Here is a 13313-nt window from a genome sequence, read left to right as displayed (position 1 = left end):
GCCCGTCCGGCGCTCGGGTGCGGCCCGCGATTCGTCAGGCGGGCGTTCCGAACGCGTGCCGGGCGCCGCGCCGCCAGCGGTTGGCCGGCAGGGCCGGGCGCAGCCACGCGAACGAGCTGCAGTATTTGGTGAAGACGGCCGGACGTATGCCGTACGCGTGCAACAGCCGGTCCGCCTCGGTCAGATGGCCCGTCGTCTTGGTCTCCACCAGGACAAGTCCCGCCCCGCATCGCACCGTTCGGCCCGCGCGCAGGTCGCCGCAGGTCAGCCCCGCGTCGCAGGTGATGCGCTCGCCGTCGGCGACCAGCGTGGCGCGCAGGTAGTCCGTGCTGAGGGACGGGCCCAGCTCGGCGGGCGGCTCGATGCCGTAAGCGGAGCGCAGCGTCTTGGCGAGGAAGTCCCGGCAATGGGCGTCGAGCGGGGTGTCGGTGCCGGTGAGCGGGCGGCGGTGTTTGACGGTGTCGCCGCGGCGGCCCTTGAGCTTGATCTCGAACTGCCGCTCCCCGGTGTCCTCGTACACCCGCTCGCGCACCTTGAAGCGCAGCCGCCGGCCCTGGCGGTGGTCGTGGAAGGACCGCAGGCCGGGGGTGTCGTAGTAGACGGAGTGGTAGCGGAAGGCGCGCCCGCCGTCGATGGTCAGGGCCCGGAACGGGCCGCCGGGCCGCCGGGGGTCGGTCAGCCGCCCGGCCATCCGCAGGAAGACCGGAGCGGGCACGAGATAGCTGCGGTCGAAGCGCGCGAGCAGCGCGGACCGCTCGTTGACCTCCGCGAGCGAGACGGGTGCCGTGGCGTGGGCGGCTTCGGTGATGGCCCGTACGGCCGTGGTGCTCACACCGACTCCCAGGCGGGCGCCGCGTCGCGGGCCGGCTCTGCGGGCGCGGCCCGGCGGACGCCCGCGTGGTGCTCGGGCTCGCGGTAGCGGACGTCGACGACGGTCAGGTCGCGTACGAAGTCCACTTCCGTGACCGTCCAGTTGAGCGGTTCGCCGAGCCGCCGGGCGAGGTCGGCGCGGAGGGCGGCCGGGTCGCCGTGGACGGCGTCGAGGGTGACGATCGTGCGGCGGGTGCGGGCGAGCAGCCGGGGGTGGTCGGCCGCGTAGATGACCAGGAGCAGCACCGCGCTGAGCCCGGCGGTCAGGCCGAAGGCCAGGTGCGGCAGGCCGCAGATCAGCCCGAGGACGAGCGTCGTGAAGTAGTAGGCGACCTCCTCGTGCTGCACCGAGTCGGAGCGGAGCCTGATGATCGACAGCACGCCGAACAGGCCGAAGCCGAGCGCCGTGCCGCCGGTGCCGCCCACTTCGGCGAGGGCGGCGACGACCGTGAACAGGGCGACGTTCAGGGCGAGATAGGCCGGCACCAGGTCGCGGCGCCGGTGGCGCGGATAGTAGACCGCGAAGGTGAGCAGGCAGACGGCGACGAGGTCGAGCCCCAGGTGTGCCGCGAGGTGCCGGTAGGAGTCCATCGCTTCACTGCTCTCTGTGAGTGGTGGCCGGGTCTCCCCGTGTCTCCCGGGGAGATCGGGAAACGCGGGACACGGAGAACTCTGGGTGAACAAGTGCTCGCTCGTGGGTGAACAATGCGCGTCCTTGACGGGCCCGGAACGGTACTGTCCGGAACCGCGCCGGGCCGTGACGCGTTCGGCGTTCTTGTGGGCTGCGTCCCACCCGTCCACCAGGGTTAAGACCCACCTCACGGGTACGGGAGGAATAGCGCCCGGTGCTGCCTGGTTGGCGGTGCTGGGGTACTTGACCGCGATAACCGGAAGCAGGTAGTTCACGCATGAGCAGCAGCACGGTGGAGCTCACCAAGGACAACTTCGACGAGATCGTCTCCGGCAACGGATTCGTGCTCATCGACTTCTGGGCGGAGTGGTGCGGCCCGTGCCGGAACTTCGCCCCCGTCTACGAAGGGGCCGCCGAGCGCCACGACGACCTGGTCTTCGCGAAGGTCGACACCGAGGCCCAGCCCGAGCTGGCCGCCGCGTTCGAGATCCGGTCGATCCCGACCCTGATGATCGTGCGCGACAACATCGCCGTCTTCGCCCAGCCCGGCGCGCTGCCCGAGCCCGCGCTGGAGGACGTCATCAAGCAGGCCCGCGCCCTGGACATGGACGAGGTACGGGCCTCCGTCGCCCAGGCGCAGGCCGCCGAGCAGGGCGGGGAGCAGCAGCCCGGTGAGTGAGCTCCTGCTGGTCCGGCACGGCGAGACCGAGTGGAGCCGCTCCGGGCGGCACACCGGGCTCACGGACATCCCGCTCACCGAGCACGGTGAGCGCCAGGCGGAGGCGCTGCGTCCGCTGCTGGCCGGGCGGCACATCGCGGCGGTGCTGGCCAGCCCGCTCAAGCGGGCGGTCCGGACCGCCGAGCTCGCGGGCCTGGACCCCGAGATCGACCCCGACCTGCACGAATGGGACTACGGCGGGTACGAGGGCATCAGCACCGACGAGATCCACCGCAGCCGTCCCGGGTGGTATCTCTGGGACGACGGCGTGCCCCCGGGTGCCGCCGGGCACCCGGGGGAGACGGCCGCGCAGGTCGGGGCCCGCGCGGACCGGGTGCTGGCCCGCGTCGCCCCGCTGCTGTCCGACGCGGACGGCGGTGACGTGGCGCTGGTCGCGCACGGGCACTTCCTGCGCGTGCTGACCGCCCGCAGGCTCGGCCTGCCGCCCACCGCGGGTGCCCTCTTCCGGCTGGACACCGCTACTGTCAGCCGCATCGGCACCGAGCACGGACGTCCCGCCCTCGTCGCCTGGAACCTGCCCTCGCCCGCGGACCTCGGCCGGGGGCCGCGCGAGGAGCGTGTCGGAACCGGGCCGGGAGCGCCGACCGGCCCATGATCGGTGGCGGTCGGGGGACCGCCCCCGATCTTCATATGACCCATTTGCTTCCGTGGAGGAACGACATCGTGGCTACGACCCGCACCGCGCACACCGTCTGGGAAGGCGAACTGCTCAAGGGCAGCGGCACCGTCACCTTCGACTCGTCCGGCATCGCCAGCCAGCCGGTGTCCTGGCCGTCCCGCGCCGAGCAGGCCAACGGCAAGACCAGCCCCGAGGAGCTGATCGCGGGCGCCCACTCCAGCTGCTACTCGATGGCCCTCTCGCACGGCCTGACCGGCGCCGGTACGCCGCCCACCCGCCTGGAGACCAAGGCGGACGTCACCTTCCAGCCGGGCGAGGGCATCACCGGCATCCACCTCACCGTCCGCGCCGAGGTGCCGGGCCTGGACGCCGACGCCTTCGCCGCGGCCGCCGAGGACGCCAAGAAGAACTGCCCGGTCAGCCAGGCGCTCGCCGGGACGACGATCACCCTGACCGCCGAGCTCGCCTGAGCCGGGGGGCCGGAGGCGGTGCGCCTCCGGCCCCTGGCCTCATGCCTGGAGCGTCGCGTAGACGATCAGGTTCCGCGCCGGGTGCCCCTCGGAGTCCGGGTCGCCCGCGCACGTCACCAGCCGCAGCACGCGGTCCGAGGTGCTGCCGTAGACCTTCCGCTTCGGGAACGCGTTCCTGTCGACCGTCTCCGTGCCGGTCACCGAGAAACGCAGCACCTTGCCGTCGCCGCGCTCGATGTCGATGGCGGTGCCCTTGTTGACCTTGCCCAGGTCGTGGAAGACCGCCTTGCCGTCCCGGGTGCCGCTGTGCCCGATGATCACGGCGGCCCCGGGCGTGCCGGGCTTGGCACTGCCCGTGTACCAGCCGGCCGTCATCCCCTTCTCCTGCGGCGGCGCCTGCACGCTGTCGTCCTTGTTCAGCCCGAGCCGCAGCAGCCGGCTCCGCACGCCGATGTCCGGGATGGATATCCGGGACGGTTCCTCCGCGGCGGCGGGTGTGCCGGTGATCTCTTCGGCGCGGTCGCTGCCGGCGAGGAGGGAGCAGCTGGTGGTGGCGAGGGTGGTGAGGGCTGTCAGGGCGATGAGGTGGGGGCGGGGGCGGATGTGGGGCATGGGGTCACGTTATGTACGGGGCGGGGGGTGCGGCTTCGGTTGAACGGTCAGGGTGGGCTCCGCCGTAAGGATGAGGCCGGGGTTTGGTTCCGGCCGGTGGGCGCCTGCGGCGGGCTTTGTTCCCCTACCCCGCCCCTTCCCGGCTGCGTCTGATTTGCGGCTCCGCCGCGTGGGGGGCTCCGCAGGCGCCCACCGGCCCGCAGCCCCAGTCGCTACCCGATCAGCCGCTGGAACAACCCCCATGTGAACTCCGCGACCCGTTCCCCCTCCGGCGTCGAGAACGCCAACTGCCATCGCGTAGGCGCCGTCCCCTCCATAGGCCGCGCCGGAGCGAAAGCACGAGCGACCTCGTCCACCGTGCAGGACCAAGGGCGAAGATCCCGGGCCGTGCGCAGCGACGGCCCGACCGCACCCGGGGCGCGGATCAGCCACTCGTTCCAGACGGCCCCGCCCGGCGCGGTGAGGACCTCGAAGCGCAGGTCGGGCCAGAGCGGCACCGGCCACGTCAGCGCCTCGAAGGACAGGTCGCCGACGTGCCGCTCGCCCACCGTCTCCGGCGGGCCGAGTACGGAGCGGTAGCGCGCGGCCGCGCCGCGTCGGCGTGGGGAGCGCAGCATCGCCTGCCAGCGCCGATTGGCCTCCCGCATCGCCGACCGGTCGGTGCCCAGCTCGCGCAGGGCGTCCTCGACCAGGCCGGGCTGGTGGTCGGCCATCCTCCGCAGCAGAACCAGCTGGAAGTCCGGCGGACCGAAGTCAGGCGCATCACTCATGGGGTCCATCGTGGCGCACCCGCCGCCGGGCGAAGGGCGTTCGGCCCGCTTGGTTAAGGTCGTGCGGGAGTCCCACCACGTACCGGAGGTCCGATGCCCGAGCACCCCGACCGCCCCCCGCTGCTGCGGCTGCGCGGGGTCGGCCGCACCTACGGGGAACGCCAGGCGCTCCATCCGCTCGACCTCGACCTGGAGGCGGGCAGCTGCACGGCGCTCTTCGGGCACAACGGCTCCGGCAAGTCGACGCTGCTGCGCATCGCGAGCGGCCGCGACACCCCCACCCGCGGCACCGCCCTCTTCGCGGGGCGCCCGGTCAGCGAGGACGACCCCGAGGTGCGGGCCAGGGTCGCGGTCGTCGGTGACACCGTGGCCACCTATCCGGACCTGACGGTGCGTGAGCACCTCGAACTCGTCGCCGTCGCCCACGCCGTGGACGACGCGCAGGCGTGGATCGACCACGTGCTCGCCGACCGCAGGCTCTCCGACCACGCGCGGGCGCTCCCCGCCTCCCTCTCCTCCGGCCAGCTCCAGTCGCTGCTGCTCGCGGCCGCGCTCGTGCGCCCGCGGGACCTCCTCGTCCTGGACGAGCCCGAGCAGCGGCTGGACCCCGACGCCCGCGTCCGGCTCGCGGAGCTGCTGACCGGCGAGAAGGCGGACGGCGTCGCCGTGCTGCTGGCCACGCACCAGGCGGAGCTGGCCGAGGCGGTCGCGGACCGGATGGTCGCGCTGGAGGACGGCAGGGTGATCGCCGAGGGCCCGCCGGCGGAGGTGCTGGCACAGCTGGGGCTGCGGGGATGAACGTGCGGGAGACCGGCCGGGCCGACGACGAGGCCGAGCCCACCTGGACCGACGACGAGGCCGAGCCCACCTGGACCGAGGAGGAGGACGACCGCACCGCCGAGACCCTGGCCTGGCTGCGGGAGAAGCGGCGCGCGCACCGCCGGCGGAAGGGCCGCGACCTCGCCGTCGTCATCTACACGGTCGTCCTCGCGCTCCTCGGCTACGGCAGCGGCTACGCCTACCACTTCCTGCGGCAGATCCGGCTGGGCGCCGACTACAGCGGCCTCGGCGCGGACGTGCAGCGCACCCTGCCCGCCCTGTTCACCCTGCTGACCGCCGCGCTCGCCCTGGCCGCCGCCCGGGACGCCCTGTGGCGCGGGCCGGTCGTGGTGCCCGGCCCATCCGTGGGCTGGCTGCTCGCGCAGCCCGTACGCCGGGCGAGGGTGCTGCGGCCGTGGTTCTGGCTGTCCGCCGGACTCGCGGTCGTGCCCGGCCTGCTGCTCGCCCTCGCCGGGGCCGTGGTGCTGCGGGTGATGAGCCTGGCGTCGCTCGGTACGGCGCTGCTCGCGCTCCTCCCCGCGGCCGTCTGCCTGCCGCTGCTGGCCGTGTCGGCGGGCATGGCGGTGGAGCGCCGGGCGGCGCTCGCCCGGTCCGTACGCCGCTGCACACCCCTCGCCGTCGTGGTGCTCATGCTGCTCGCTGCCCAGGTGGCGCTGGCGGGGTACGGGCACCGGCTCGGCGTGCTGGAGCGGGCCGAGCTGTGGTCGGGGCCGTGGGGGTGGGCGGCGCAGCCGGTGGTCGCCGCGACCGGCGGCGGGGCACCGGCCTGGCCGTACGCGCTCGTTCCGCTCGTCCTCCTCACCGCCGCCGGCCTCTTCCAGGGGCACCGGGACGCCGCGCGCGTGCCGACCGCGCAGCTGCGCCGCCGGGCCGCGACGGCCCAGACGGTGTCGTCCGTGATGTGGACCGTGGAGCTCAGGGCCGCCAAGCTCGCCCTGCTGGACGCCACGGCCGGTGGCCGGACCCACCGGATCCGGTTGCCGCTGCCGCGCTCGAAGTACCTCGTGGTGCCCTGGCGGGACCTCCAGGCCCTGCTGCGCGCGCCCGCCCGGCTCGCCAAGGCGCTGATGTGGACGGCCTTCGCCACCGCGGCGGCCGCCCTCGGCACGCGGCTCGGCGGCGGGCACGCCACGCTGTGCCTCGTCGTGGCCCTGCTGCTCGGCTATGTCGCCGTGGGCGCGCTCGCCGAACCGGCCAGGCTGGAAACCGACGATGTCCGACGCGCCGCGTGGTCACCGTTCCGCTTCCGTGTGCTGATGCTCCAGCACGCGGTCGTCCCGGCCCTCGTCGGCGCGCTGCTCGCGGCCCTGGCCGCCGTGCCGTTCGCCGTGGCGGGCGCGCCGTGGGCCCTGCTGCTGATGCCGGTGTGCGCGGTGCCGTTCGCGGCCGCGGCGGTCTTCGCGGCGTGCCGCGGGCCGGCCCGTACGAGCCTGATGTTCACCGGGGTGAGCACGCCGGTGGGCGACCCGGGGATGCTCCTCTTCCTCGGCTGGTACGCGGCGGGGCCGCTGGTCTCGGCCGGCGGCCTCACCCTCGCGCTGCGGACGGCCCCGAAGGGCGTTCCCGGCGCGGGGGCGGTGGGGGATGTGGCCCTGGTCGCCCTGCTGTTGAGCGCCGGGCTGCTGTATTTCGCGGCGAGGTCGGCGGACCGGCTGGTGAGGCACTGACCACTGCCCCGCCGCAGCCCAGGGCAAAGATTCCGTTTCACGTTCCGCTTGTCCGTCGCGCCCGGACGAACTCCTGGTTCGCGGCCGGAAGTGGTTAGCCTGTTGACCGTGGTTGATCACCATGTGAGGACAACCAGGGGGGTAGTGGACTTCATGGGCAGGAGCGGCGCTATAGGAGGAAGTACCCATGCTGACCGGGTGTTCCGGGTCCAACGGGCGTTCACCGAGATCGAGGGACAGGTGCACGGCCCGGGTGAACTGGCCGAGATAACCGGACTGGACGACTCCACCGTCCACCGCATTCTCCAGTCCGGTGTCTACGACGGCACGTTCGCCCGCGAGGGCCGCGGCCTCTACCGGCTCGGCTCCGGCGCCGCGCGGCTCGGCCTGAAGGCGCTGTCCCACGCCCCCAACACCCGCGTCTCGCACGCCCTCCTGGAGGAGCTGCGCGCGGAGACCGACGAGGGGCTGGTCTTCCTCTTCGCGCTGGCGCCCTTCGGCGGGGCCAGGAAGCAGTGCCTGGACATGGCCGTCGGCGACTCCGACCTCTCCGAACTGGGCATCGGCCACCGGACCTTCCTGGAGGTCTCCCAGTCGCTGCGCACGGGCGCCGCGGGCCGCGCCATGCTCGCCCACCTCCCCGGGATCATCCAGGAGGCCGTCCTGGAGGAGCCGGCCCCGGCGGGCGCGGGCCCGGGGGCCTACCGCGACAACGCCGAACTCCTGCTGTCCCTGGAGGACGTACGGGGCCAGGGCGTCGCCCTCGACGTGGAGGAGTGCGCGGCCGGGTGGCTCGGCTGCGCGGCCCCGGTGCGCTGGGACGGGCTCATCATGGGGGCCGTCGCGGTGCTCAAGCCCAAGGACTGCCTGCCGTGCTGGCCGGGCCTGGCCCGCGCCACCAAGCGGGCGGCCGACGGCTTCAGCCGGGCCGGCAGCCACGGCGCCTGGTCGGCGGAGACCGCCAGCTCCTACTGAGTTTCCCCAAGGTTAACTTTTCGTTGCGAAATCGGCGCGGGAAACGCGGCACCGCGCTCCTGAAATGCCGTTTCTCGCGAGGCGGGAAAGCGGAAAGCGCGGCCCCGTTTCTCGCCCCGCGGGAGAGCCCCGGGATTCCTTGACAGGCCGTGCCGCGAGCCTTTGATACTGGGTCCACGAAAGCCGGTGTCCGCACACCCGAGCTCCGTCGAAAAGGGGGAATTCCCGTGTCCTGCACCGTTGCCACGTGTCCGCACGCCTCGGCCGCGCACGGCGCGTCCCGCGCCGCCCGCACGGCCGTTGACCACGTCGAAGTGACGCCCTGGCAGCGGGAGTCGGAGCGTGTCGACCTGCTGTCCGAGCGTGAGCTCGAGGTCTTCGAGCTCCTCGGCGAGGGGTTCTCGAATCGCGGCATCGCGCAACGGCTGGATGTGACGGAGCGCACGGTCAAGTTTCATGTGGCCCGGGTGCTCAGTAAATTGCGCGTGGAATCCAGATTGCAGGCCGGTCTGGTGGCCCACACCTACCGGTTCCTGTACCAAGGTACAGTCCCCCGGATGATCGCCGCTCGCTAGAGTCATTTGCACGGCGGCTCGGAGAGCACGGGGGAGAGTGCTCGAATACCGGCCCGGAAAAACCTTCCGCGGAGTATCGGCTTTCCAGGACTCCGGCTGCCGCCACAGACTTCCGCGGCTCCATGCCCTTCGCGCACCCGCACGGCACCGGCGCCCTGTCCCCCGAAGTGCTCGACTGGGAGCGGAATTGAAACGCCCACTCAACCCGATCGACGAGGTCTTCCTCTCCATGGGCCGGGAACCCGGCCTGACCCACGGCCAGTTCCTGAGGTTCCGCGGCAGCCCGCCCCCACTGGCGGAGCTCCGCGACCACCTCGTGGCCAGGCTGCCCGGCCTGCCACGGCTGACCTACCGGACGACCACCACATCGGGCCGGGCGTACCAAGTGCCCAGTGCCTGCTTCGACATACGCGACCACCTCAGGGAGGAGGAGTTCCCCGCGGGTACCACGCTGGACGAGGTGCTGACCGCCCTCGCACGACTGCCACTGCCGCGCGGCGGCGGACCGATGTGGTCCCTCCACCTGGTCCACGGCTACGCGCCCAAGGAGTACGCGGTGTGCTACCGCGTCCACCACAGCACCGAGGACGGCATGGGTGCCGTGCACGTCGTCGGGTCCCTGTTCGGCGACGGTACGGAACCGGAGCGGACGGGCCGGGACGATCAGGGGCCGCTCTTCGGCGCGTGCCCCGACGAACTGGTCCGCGGGACGCTGAGCGTGGGCGCCGGGCTGGTGCGCGGACTGCTGCCCGTCCGGCGCTGGCCCAAGGCCCCCGAACCCCGCCCCGGCCACCTCGCCGTGTGCAGCACGACCGCGACCCAGCGCGAACTCGGCCTGCTGGGGCAGCGGTTCGGCGGCACGTTCAACGACGCCTTCCTCATGGCACTCTGGGGCGCGCTCGCCACCTGGAGCGCCACGGGGGAGAAGGGCGGGGTGCGGTCCGTCTTCCGCGCGTCGCCCGTACCCGTCCGGATGCCCCTGAGCACCCGGCGCACGGGCGAGGAGGCGGCGCCCGGCAACCACCTCACCACGGCCGTCGTCGCGCTCCCCGGCCAGGGGCTGCGCACCGACGCGGCGTTCGCGGAGCTCGTCGATGGCACCCACCGGATGCGCTCGCGGGGCCTGCGGCCCGCGAGCAGGGCGCTGGTCGCCCTGCTGCCGGCGCCCTTGACCCGATGGACCGTCAGGCGCCTGCTCAGCCCCCGCTCCTCCCCGCTCTACGCCTCCAACTACCGCCAGCCGAAATTCCTGTCCTTCAAGGGCGATCCCGTGATCGACGCGATACCGCTCGGCGTGCTCCTGCCGGGCAACGCCCTCTCCGTGACGCTGCTCTCCTGCGGCTCCCGGGTCCGGGTGAGCTTCCTCTACGACCGCAGACTGCCCGGGGCCGACCGGCTGGCGGCCCTGTGGCGCGAGGCGCTGGACACCCTGTCCGCGCCGTCCGGGCCCACCGCCGCGGCCACCGCCCCCTTAACCGGCGCCTCCACGCCGTCCACTCATACGAAGGGTCCCTCATGCTGAGTCGGTCAGGTCCACGCGGAAATCCCGTCTGGACCCTCATCGTGACCGGGCTCGCGGTCTTCATGGCAGCGCTCGACAACCTCGTCGTGATCACCGCGCTGCCCGCCATCCGGGAGTCCCTCGACACGAGCCTCCAGGACCTCGAATGGACGGTCAACGCCTACACCCTGACCTTCGCGGTGTTCCTGATGGCCGGTGCCGCGGCCGGTGACCGCTTCGGGCGCCGCCGGATGTTCCTGGTGGGCCTGGTCGTCTTCACCGCGGCGTCCGCCGCCTGCGCCCTGTCCGACTCCTCCGGGCAGCTGATCGCCGCCCGCGCCGTCCAGGGCTTCGGCGCGGCCATCGTGATGCCCCTGACCCTGACCCTGCTGACCGCCGCGGTGCCCGAGCGCAAGCGCGGCATGGCTCTCGGGATCTGGGGCGCGCTCAGCGGCCTCGCCGTCGCCCTCGGCCCCGTGATCGGCGGCACCGTCGTCGAGAAGATCTCCTGGCAGTGGATCTTCTGGATCAATGTGCCGATCGGCATCGTGGTGCTGCTGCTGGGCGCGTGGAAGCTCGCCGAGAGCACCCACCCCGAGAGCTCCCTGGACATCGGCGGCACCGTGCTGGTCATCCTCGGCATGTTCGGCGTGGTCTTCGCCCTGGTGCGCACCACCGACGACGGCTGGACCAGCGGCAAGGTGCTGGTCTCCCTGATCGGCGGGGTGGTGCTGCTCATCGCCTTCGTGTTCTGGGAAGCGCGCACCCGCCACCCCATGCTGCCGCTGCGGCTGTTCCGCAACCGTTCGTTCAGCGCCGTCAACGTGGCCAGCCTGATGATGTTCGCCGCGATGTTCGGGCTCGTGTTCCTGCTGACCCAGTTCATGCAGAACATCCAGGGCTTCTCCCCGCTGGGGGCGGGCGTGCGGATGCTGCCCTGGACGGCCATGCCGGTCGTGATCGCCCCGATCGCCGCCCTGCTCACCGCGCGGATCGGCAACCGCCTCGTGGTCGCGCTCGGCCTGCTGGCCGAGGCCGTCGCCCTCGCCTGGCTCGCCTCCGTGGTCGGCACGCACACCGCCTACTCCGACGAGGTGCCCGGCCTGGTGCTGGGCGGGATCGGCCTCGGGCTGTTCTTCGCGCCCGTGGCCGAGATGGCGATGAACATCGTCGCCCCGCGCGACCAGGGCATCGCCTCCGGAGCCAACAACACCTTCCGTGAACTCGGCGGCGTCTTCGGAGTCGCCGTCCTCACCTCGGTCTTCACCGCGCAGGGCGGATACGGGACGCCGCAGCAGTTCGTCGACGGCCTCGTCCCCGCCTCCTGGGTGGGCGCCGGCTTCGCGGCCCTGGGCTGTCTCGCCATCCTCACCGCCCCCCGCCGCTCCCGGGGCAAGCACGTCGCGGCACAGGGCGGGACCCAGGAGACGGGCCTGCCGAGGGACGGCGAGCTCGTGGAGAACCCGCGCTGAGAGAGGCGGCAGGAAAAGCACCACCGGTTCTTCGGCAACCAGCCGGAAAACCGCACGACTTGGGGGACGTACATGTACGACGTGATTGTGGTGGGAGCGCGGGTCGGCGGCGCCTCCACGGCGATGCTGCTCGCGAAAGCGGGATACAAGGTCCTACTCCTCGACCGCGCCACCTTCCCCGGCGGGAAGGCCGCGGCCACCAACCTGGTCCACCCGCCGGGCATCCTCCGGCTGAAGAACTGGGGCCTGCTCGGCCAACTGACCGCCACCGGCTGCCCGCCCATCCACGAGTACGGCCTCAAGAGCGGCCCGGCGCAGCTGATGGCCCGCCTCCCGGCCGTCGACGGCGTGGACGAGGCGTACTCCCCGGACCGCGCCGAACTCGACCGCATCCTGCTGGAAGCGGCGATCGCCGCCGGTGCCGAGTTCCGTGAGGGCTTCTCGCTGCGCGAACTCCTCAAGGACGAGGACGGCACCGTCACCGGCGTGCGCGGCGAGTCCGGCGACCGCGTCACCGCCGTCGAGCACGCCCGCCTCGTGGTCGGTGCCGACGGCTCCAACTCCACCGTCGCCCGCCTCGTCGGCGCGGAGAAGTACGCGACCCAGCCCGTGCTCAACAAGAGCCACTGGTCCTATTGGGAGGGCATCCCGCACGACGGAAAGGTCCGCACCTACCGCCACGCGGGCAAGCACACCTTCACCTGGCCGACGCACGACGGCCTGACCATCGTCGGAGTGGCCCTGCCCGTCGGCGACTTCAAGGCCGGCAGCGAGGAGGAGCGCGACCGTACGGTCATCTCCGCGTTCGCCGAGGTGGACCCCGAGCGGGCCCAGCTGCTGCGCGAGACCAAGCGGGTCGACAAGTGGCTGACGGGCGCGGTCCCCAACTTCCTGCGCCGCTCGCACGGCCCCGGCTGGGCACTCGTCGGCGACGCCGGCTACACCCGCGACCCGATCACCGCCTCCGGCATCACCTACGGGCTGCGGGGTGCCGAACTCCTCGCCGAGGCGATCGACTCCGGCCTGTCGGGGCGCACCCCGCTGCCGGACGCGCTCGCCCGCTACGAGCGGCGGCGCGACGAGATGGTGACCGGGCACTACCGCTACACCTGCGACCACGCGGTGATCGCGAACCACACGCGGGAGGAGATCGCCTTCATCCGCGCCATGAGCCGCAGCCCCACACACGGGCGGGACATGGTCGGGATGTTCGCCACCGTCGTCGATCCGGCGCACTTCTACTCCGCGCGCAACATCCACGCGCTCCTTGACCACCTCGAACCGGGCCCCGGCCCCGGCTGGAAACTGCGCTTCGTCCAGTGGCTGGCCCGCGGCCTGCCGCGGCACGTACCGCCCGCGGCGCGCCTGGCGGACCGCCTGATAGCCGAAAACCTCGGCCCCATGGGCGACTACCTCCTGGCCGCGCCGCAGCGGCAGGCGGCCTAGCTCTTCTTTTCCCGGGTTCCGCCCCGGCCCCTGTCCTCAGCCACGTGATGCCCGCAGGCCGCGGACCACGGTCCGCCGATCCGAGCCCGTCCGGCGATTGAGGACACGCGGCGCAGCCGTGTGCAC

General features: G+C 72.7%; 14 protein-coding genes. 10 read left to right on the top strand and 4 right to left on the bottom strand.

Annotation, left to right across the window (positions count from 1 at the left end; all coding sequences use genetic code 11):
- Positions 1-34: 34 nt before the first annotated feature.
- Both ACFY1P_RS21625 and ACFY1P_RS21620 read right to left on the bottom strand, forming a co-directional pair.
- Complete coding sequence (locus ACFY1P_RS21625) at positions 35-832, bottom strand: polyphosphate polymerase domain-containing protein (protein ID WP_361524313.1); 798 nt, start codon at positions 830-832, stop codon at positions 35-37.
- Complete coding sequence (locus ACFY1P_RS21620) at positions 829-1461, bottom strand: DUF4956 domain-containing protein (protein ID WP_361524316.1); 633 nt, start codon at positions 1459-1461, stop codon at positions 829-831. Before ACFY1P_RS21620 ends, ACFY1P_RS21625 begins: the two co-directional genes overlap by 4 nt.
- 317 nt (positions 1462-1778) lie before the next feature.
- Here ACFY1P_RS21620 and trxA point away from each other — a divergent pair, with 317 nt between their 5' ends.
- The 3 genes from trxA to ACFY1P_RS21605 all read left to right on the top strand — a co-directional run bounded on the left by trxA (position 1779) and on the right by ACFY1P_RS21605 (position 3329).
- Positions 1779-2180 (top strand): thioredoxin, encoded by a 402-nt coding sequence (gene trxA, locus ACFY1P_RS21615; protein WP_361524318.1) that lies wholly within the window; start codon positions 1779-1781, stop codon positions 2178-2180.
- Positions 2173-2835, top strand: a complete 663-nt coding sequence (locus tag ACFY1P_RS21610) for a histidine phosphatase family protein (RefSeq protein ID WP_390751586.1) — start codon at positions 2173-2175, stop codon at positions 2833-2835. The genes trxA and ACFY1P_RS21610 overlap by 8 nt, the downstream gene beginning before the upstream one ends.
- A gap of 68 nt (positions 2836-2903) precedes the next feature.
- Positions 2904-3329, top strand: a complete 426-nt coding sequence (locus tag ACFY1P_RS21605) for an OsmC family peroxiredoxin (RefSeq protein WP_361524324.1) — start codon at positions 2904-2906, stop codon at positions 3327-3329.
- 39 nt (positions 3330-3368) lie between these two features.
- Here the strand turns inward: ACFY1P_RS21605 and ACFY1P_RS21600 are convergent, their stop codons facing one another.
- Both ACFY1P_RS21600 and ACFY1P_RS21595 read right to left on the bottom strand, forming a co-directional pair.
- The gene (locus tag ACFY1P_RS21600) at positions 3369-3941 is read right to left on the bottom strand and encodes a class F sortase (protein ID WP_361524326.1); all 573 of its coding nucleotides are present in this window, start codon (positions 3939-3941) and stop codon (positions 3369-3371) included.
- A 212-nt stretch (positions 3942-4153) separates the two neighbouring features.
- Positions 4154-4720 carry a hypothetical protein gene (locus ACFY1P_RS21595; RefSeq protein ID WP_390751585.1) on the bottom strand — a complete coding sequence of 189 codons (567 nt, stop codon included), beginning with the start codon at positions 4718-4720 and terminating at the stop codon, positions 4154-4156.
- Positions 4721-4804: 84 nt separating this feature from the next.
- On the opposite strand from ACFY1P_RS21595, the gene ACFY1P_RS21590 reads away from it, so the two are divergent.
- The 7 genes from ACFY1P_RS21590 to ACFY1P_RS21560 all read left to right on the top strand — a co-directional run bounded on the left by ACFY1P_RS21590 (position 4805) and on the right by ACFY1P_RS21560 (position 13187).
- Positions 4805-5509, top strand: a complete 705-nt coding sequence (locus ACFY1P_RS21590; protein ID WP_390751584.1) for an ABC transporter ATP-binding protein — start codon at positions 4805-4807, stop codon at positions 5507-5509.
- Entirely contained in the window at positions 5506-7218 is a 1713-nt protein-coding gene (locus ACFY1P_RS21585; RefSeq protein ID WP_390751583.1) for a hypothetical protein, read from the top strand. Before ACFY1P_RS21590 ends, ACFY1P_RS21585 begins: the two co-directional genes overlap by 4 nt.
- Positions 7219-7416: 198 nt before the next feature.
- Positions 7417-8193 (top strand): IclR family transcriptional regulator C-terminal domain-containing protein, encoded by a 777-nt coding sequence (locus ACFY1P_RS21580; protein WP_361524337.1) that lies wholly within the window; start codon positions 7417-7419, stop codon positions 8191-8193.
- Positions 8194-8420: 227 nt separating this feature from the next.
- Entirely contained in the window at positions 8421-8768 is a 348-nt protein-coding gene (locus ACFY1P_RS21575) for a LuxR C-terminal-related transcriptional regulator (RefSeq protein ID WP_361524339.1), read from the top strand.
- Positions 8769-8955: 187 nt separating this feature from the next.
- Positions 8956-10290 carry a wax ester/triacylglycerol synthase domain-containing protein gene (locus ACFY1P_RS21570; RefSeq protein WP_390751582.1) on the top strand — a complete coding sequence of 445 codons (1335 nt, stop codon included), beginning with the start codon at positions 8956-8958 and terminating at the stop codon, positions 10288-10290.
- Positions 10284-11741, top strand: a complete 1458-nt coding sequence (locus ACFY1P_RS21565) for an MFS transporter (protein ID WP_361524345.1) — start codon at positions 10284-10286, stop codon at positions 11739-11741. The genes ACFY1P_RS21570 and ACFY1P_RS21565 overlap by 7 nt, the downstream gene beginning before the upstream one ends.
- A 72-nt stretch (positions 11742-11813) precedes the next feature.
- Positions 11814-13187, top strand: a complete 1374-nt coding sequence (locus ACFY1P_RS21560) for an NAD(P)/FAD-dependent oxidoreductase (protein WP_390751581.1) — start codon at positions 11814-11816, stop codon at positions 13185-13187.
- Positions 13188-13313 lie beyond the last annotated feature (126 nt).

Source organism: Streptomyces sp. NPDC001407, assembly GCF_042895325.1.
GTDB lineage: Bacteria > Actinomycetota > Actinomycetes > Streptomycetales > Streptomycetaceae > Streptomyces.
Note: the sequence above shows the minus strand (reverse complement) of the source record. Positions and strands in the feature narration are given on the sequence as shown.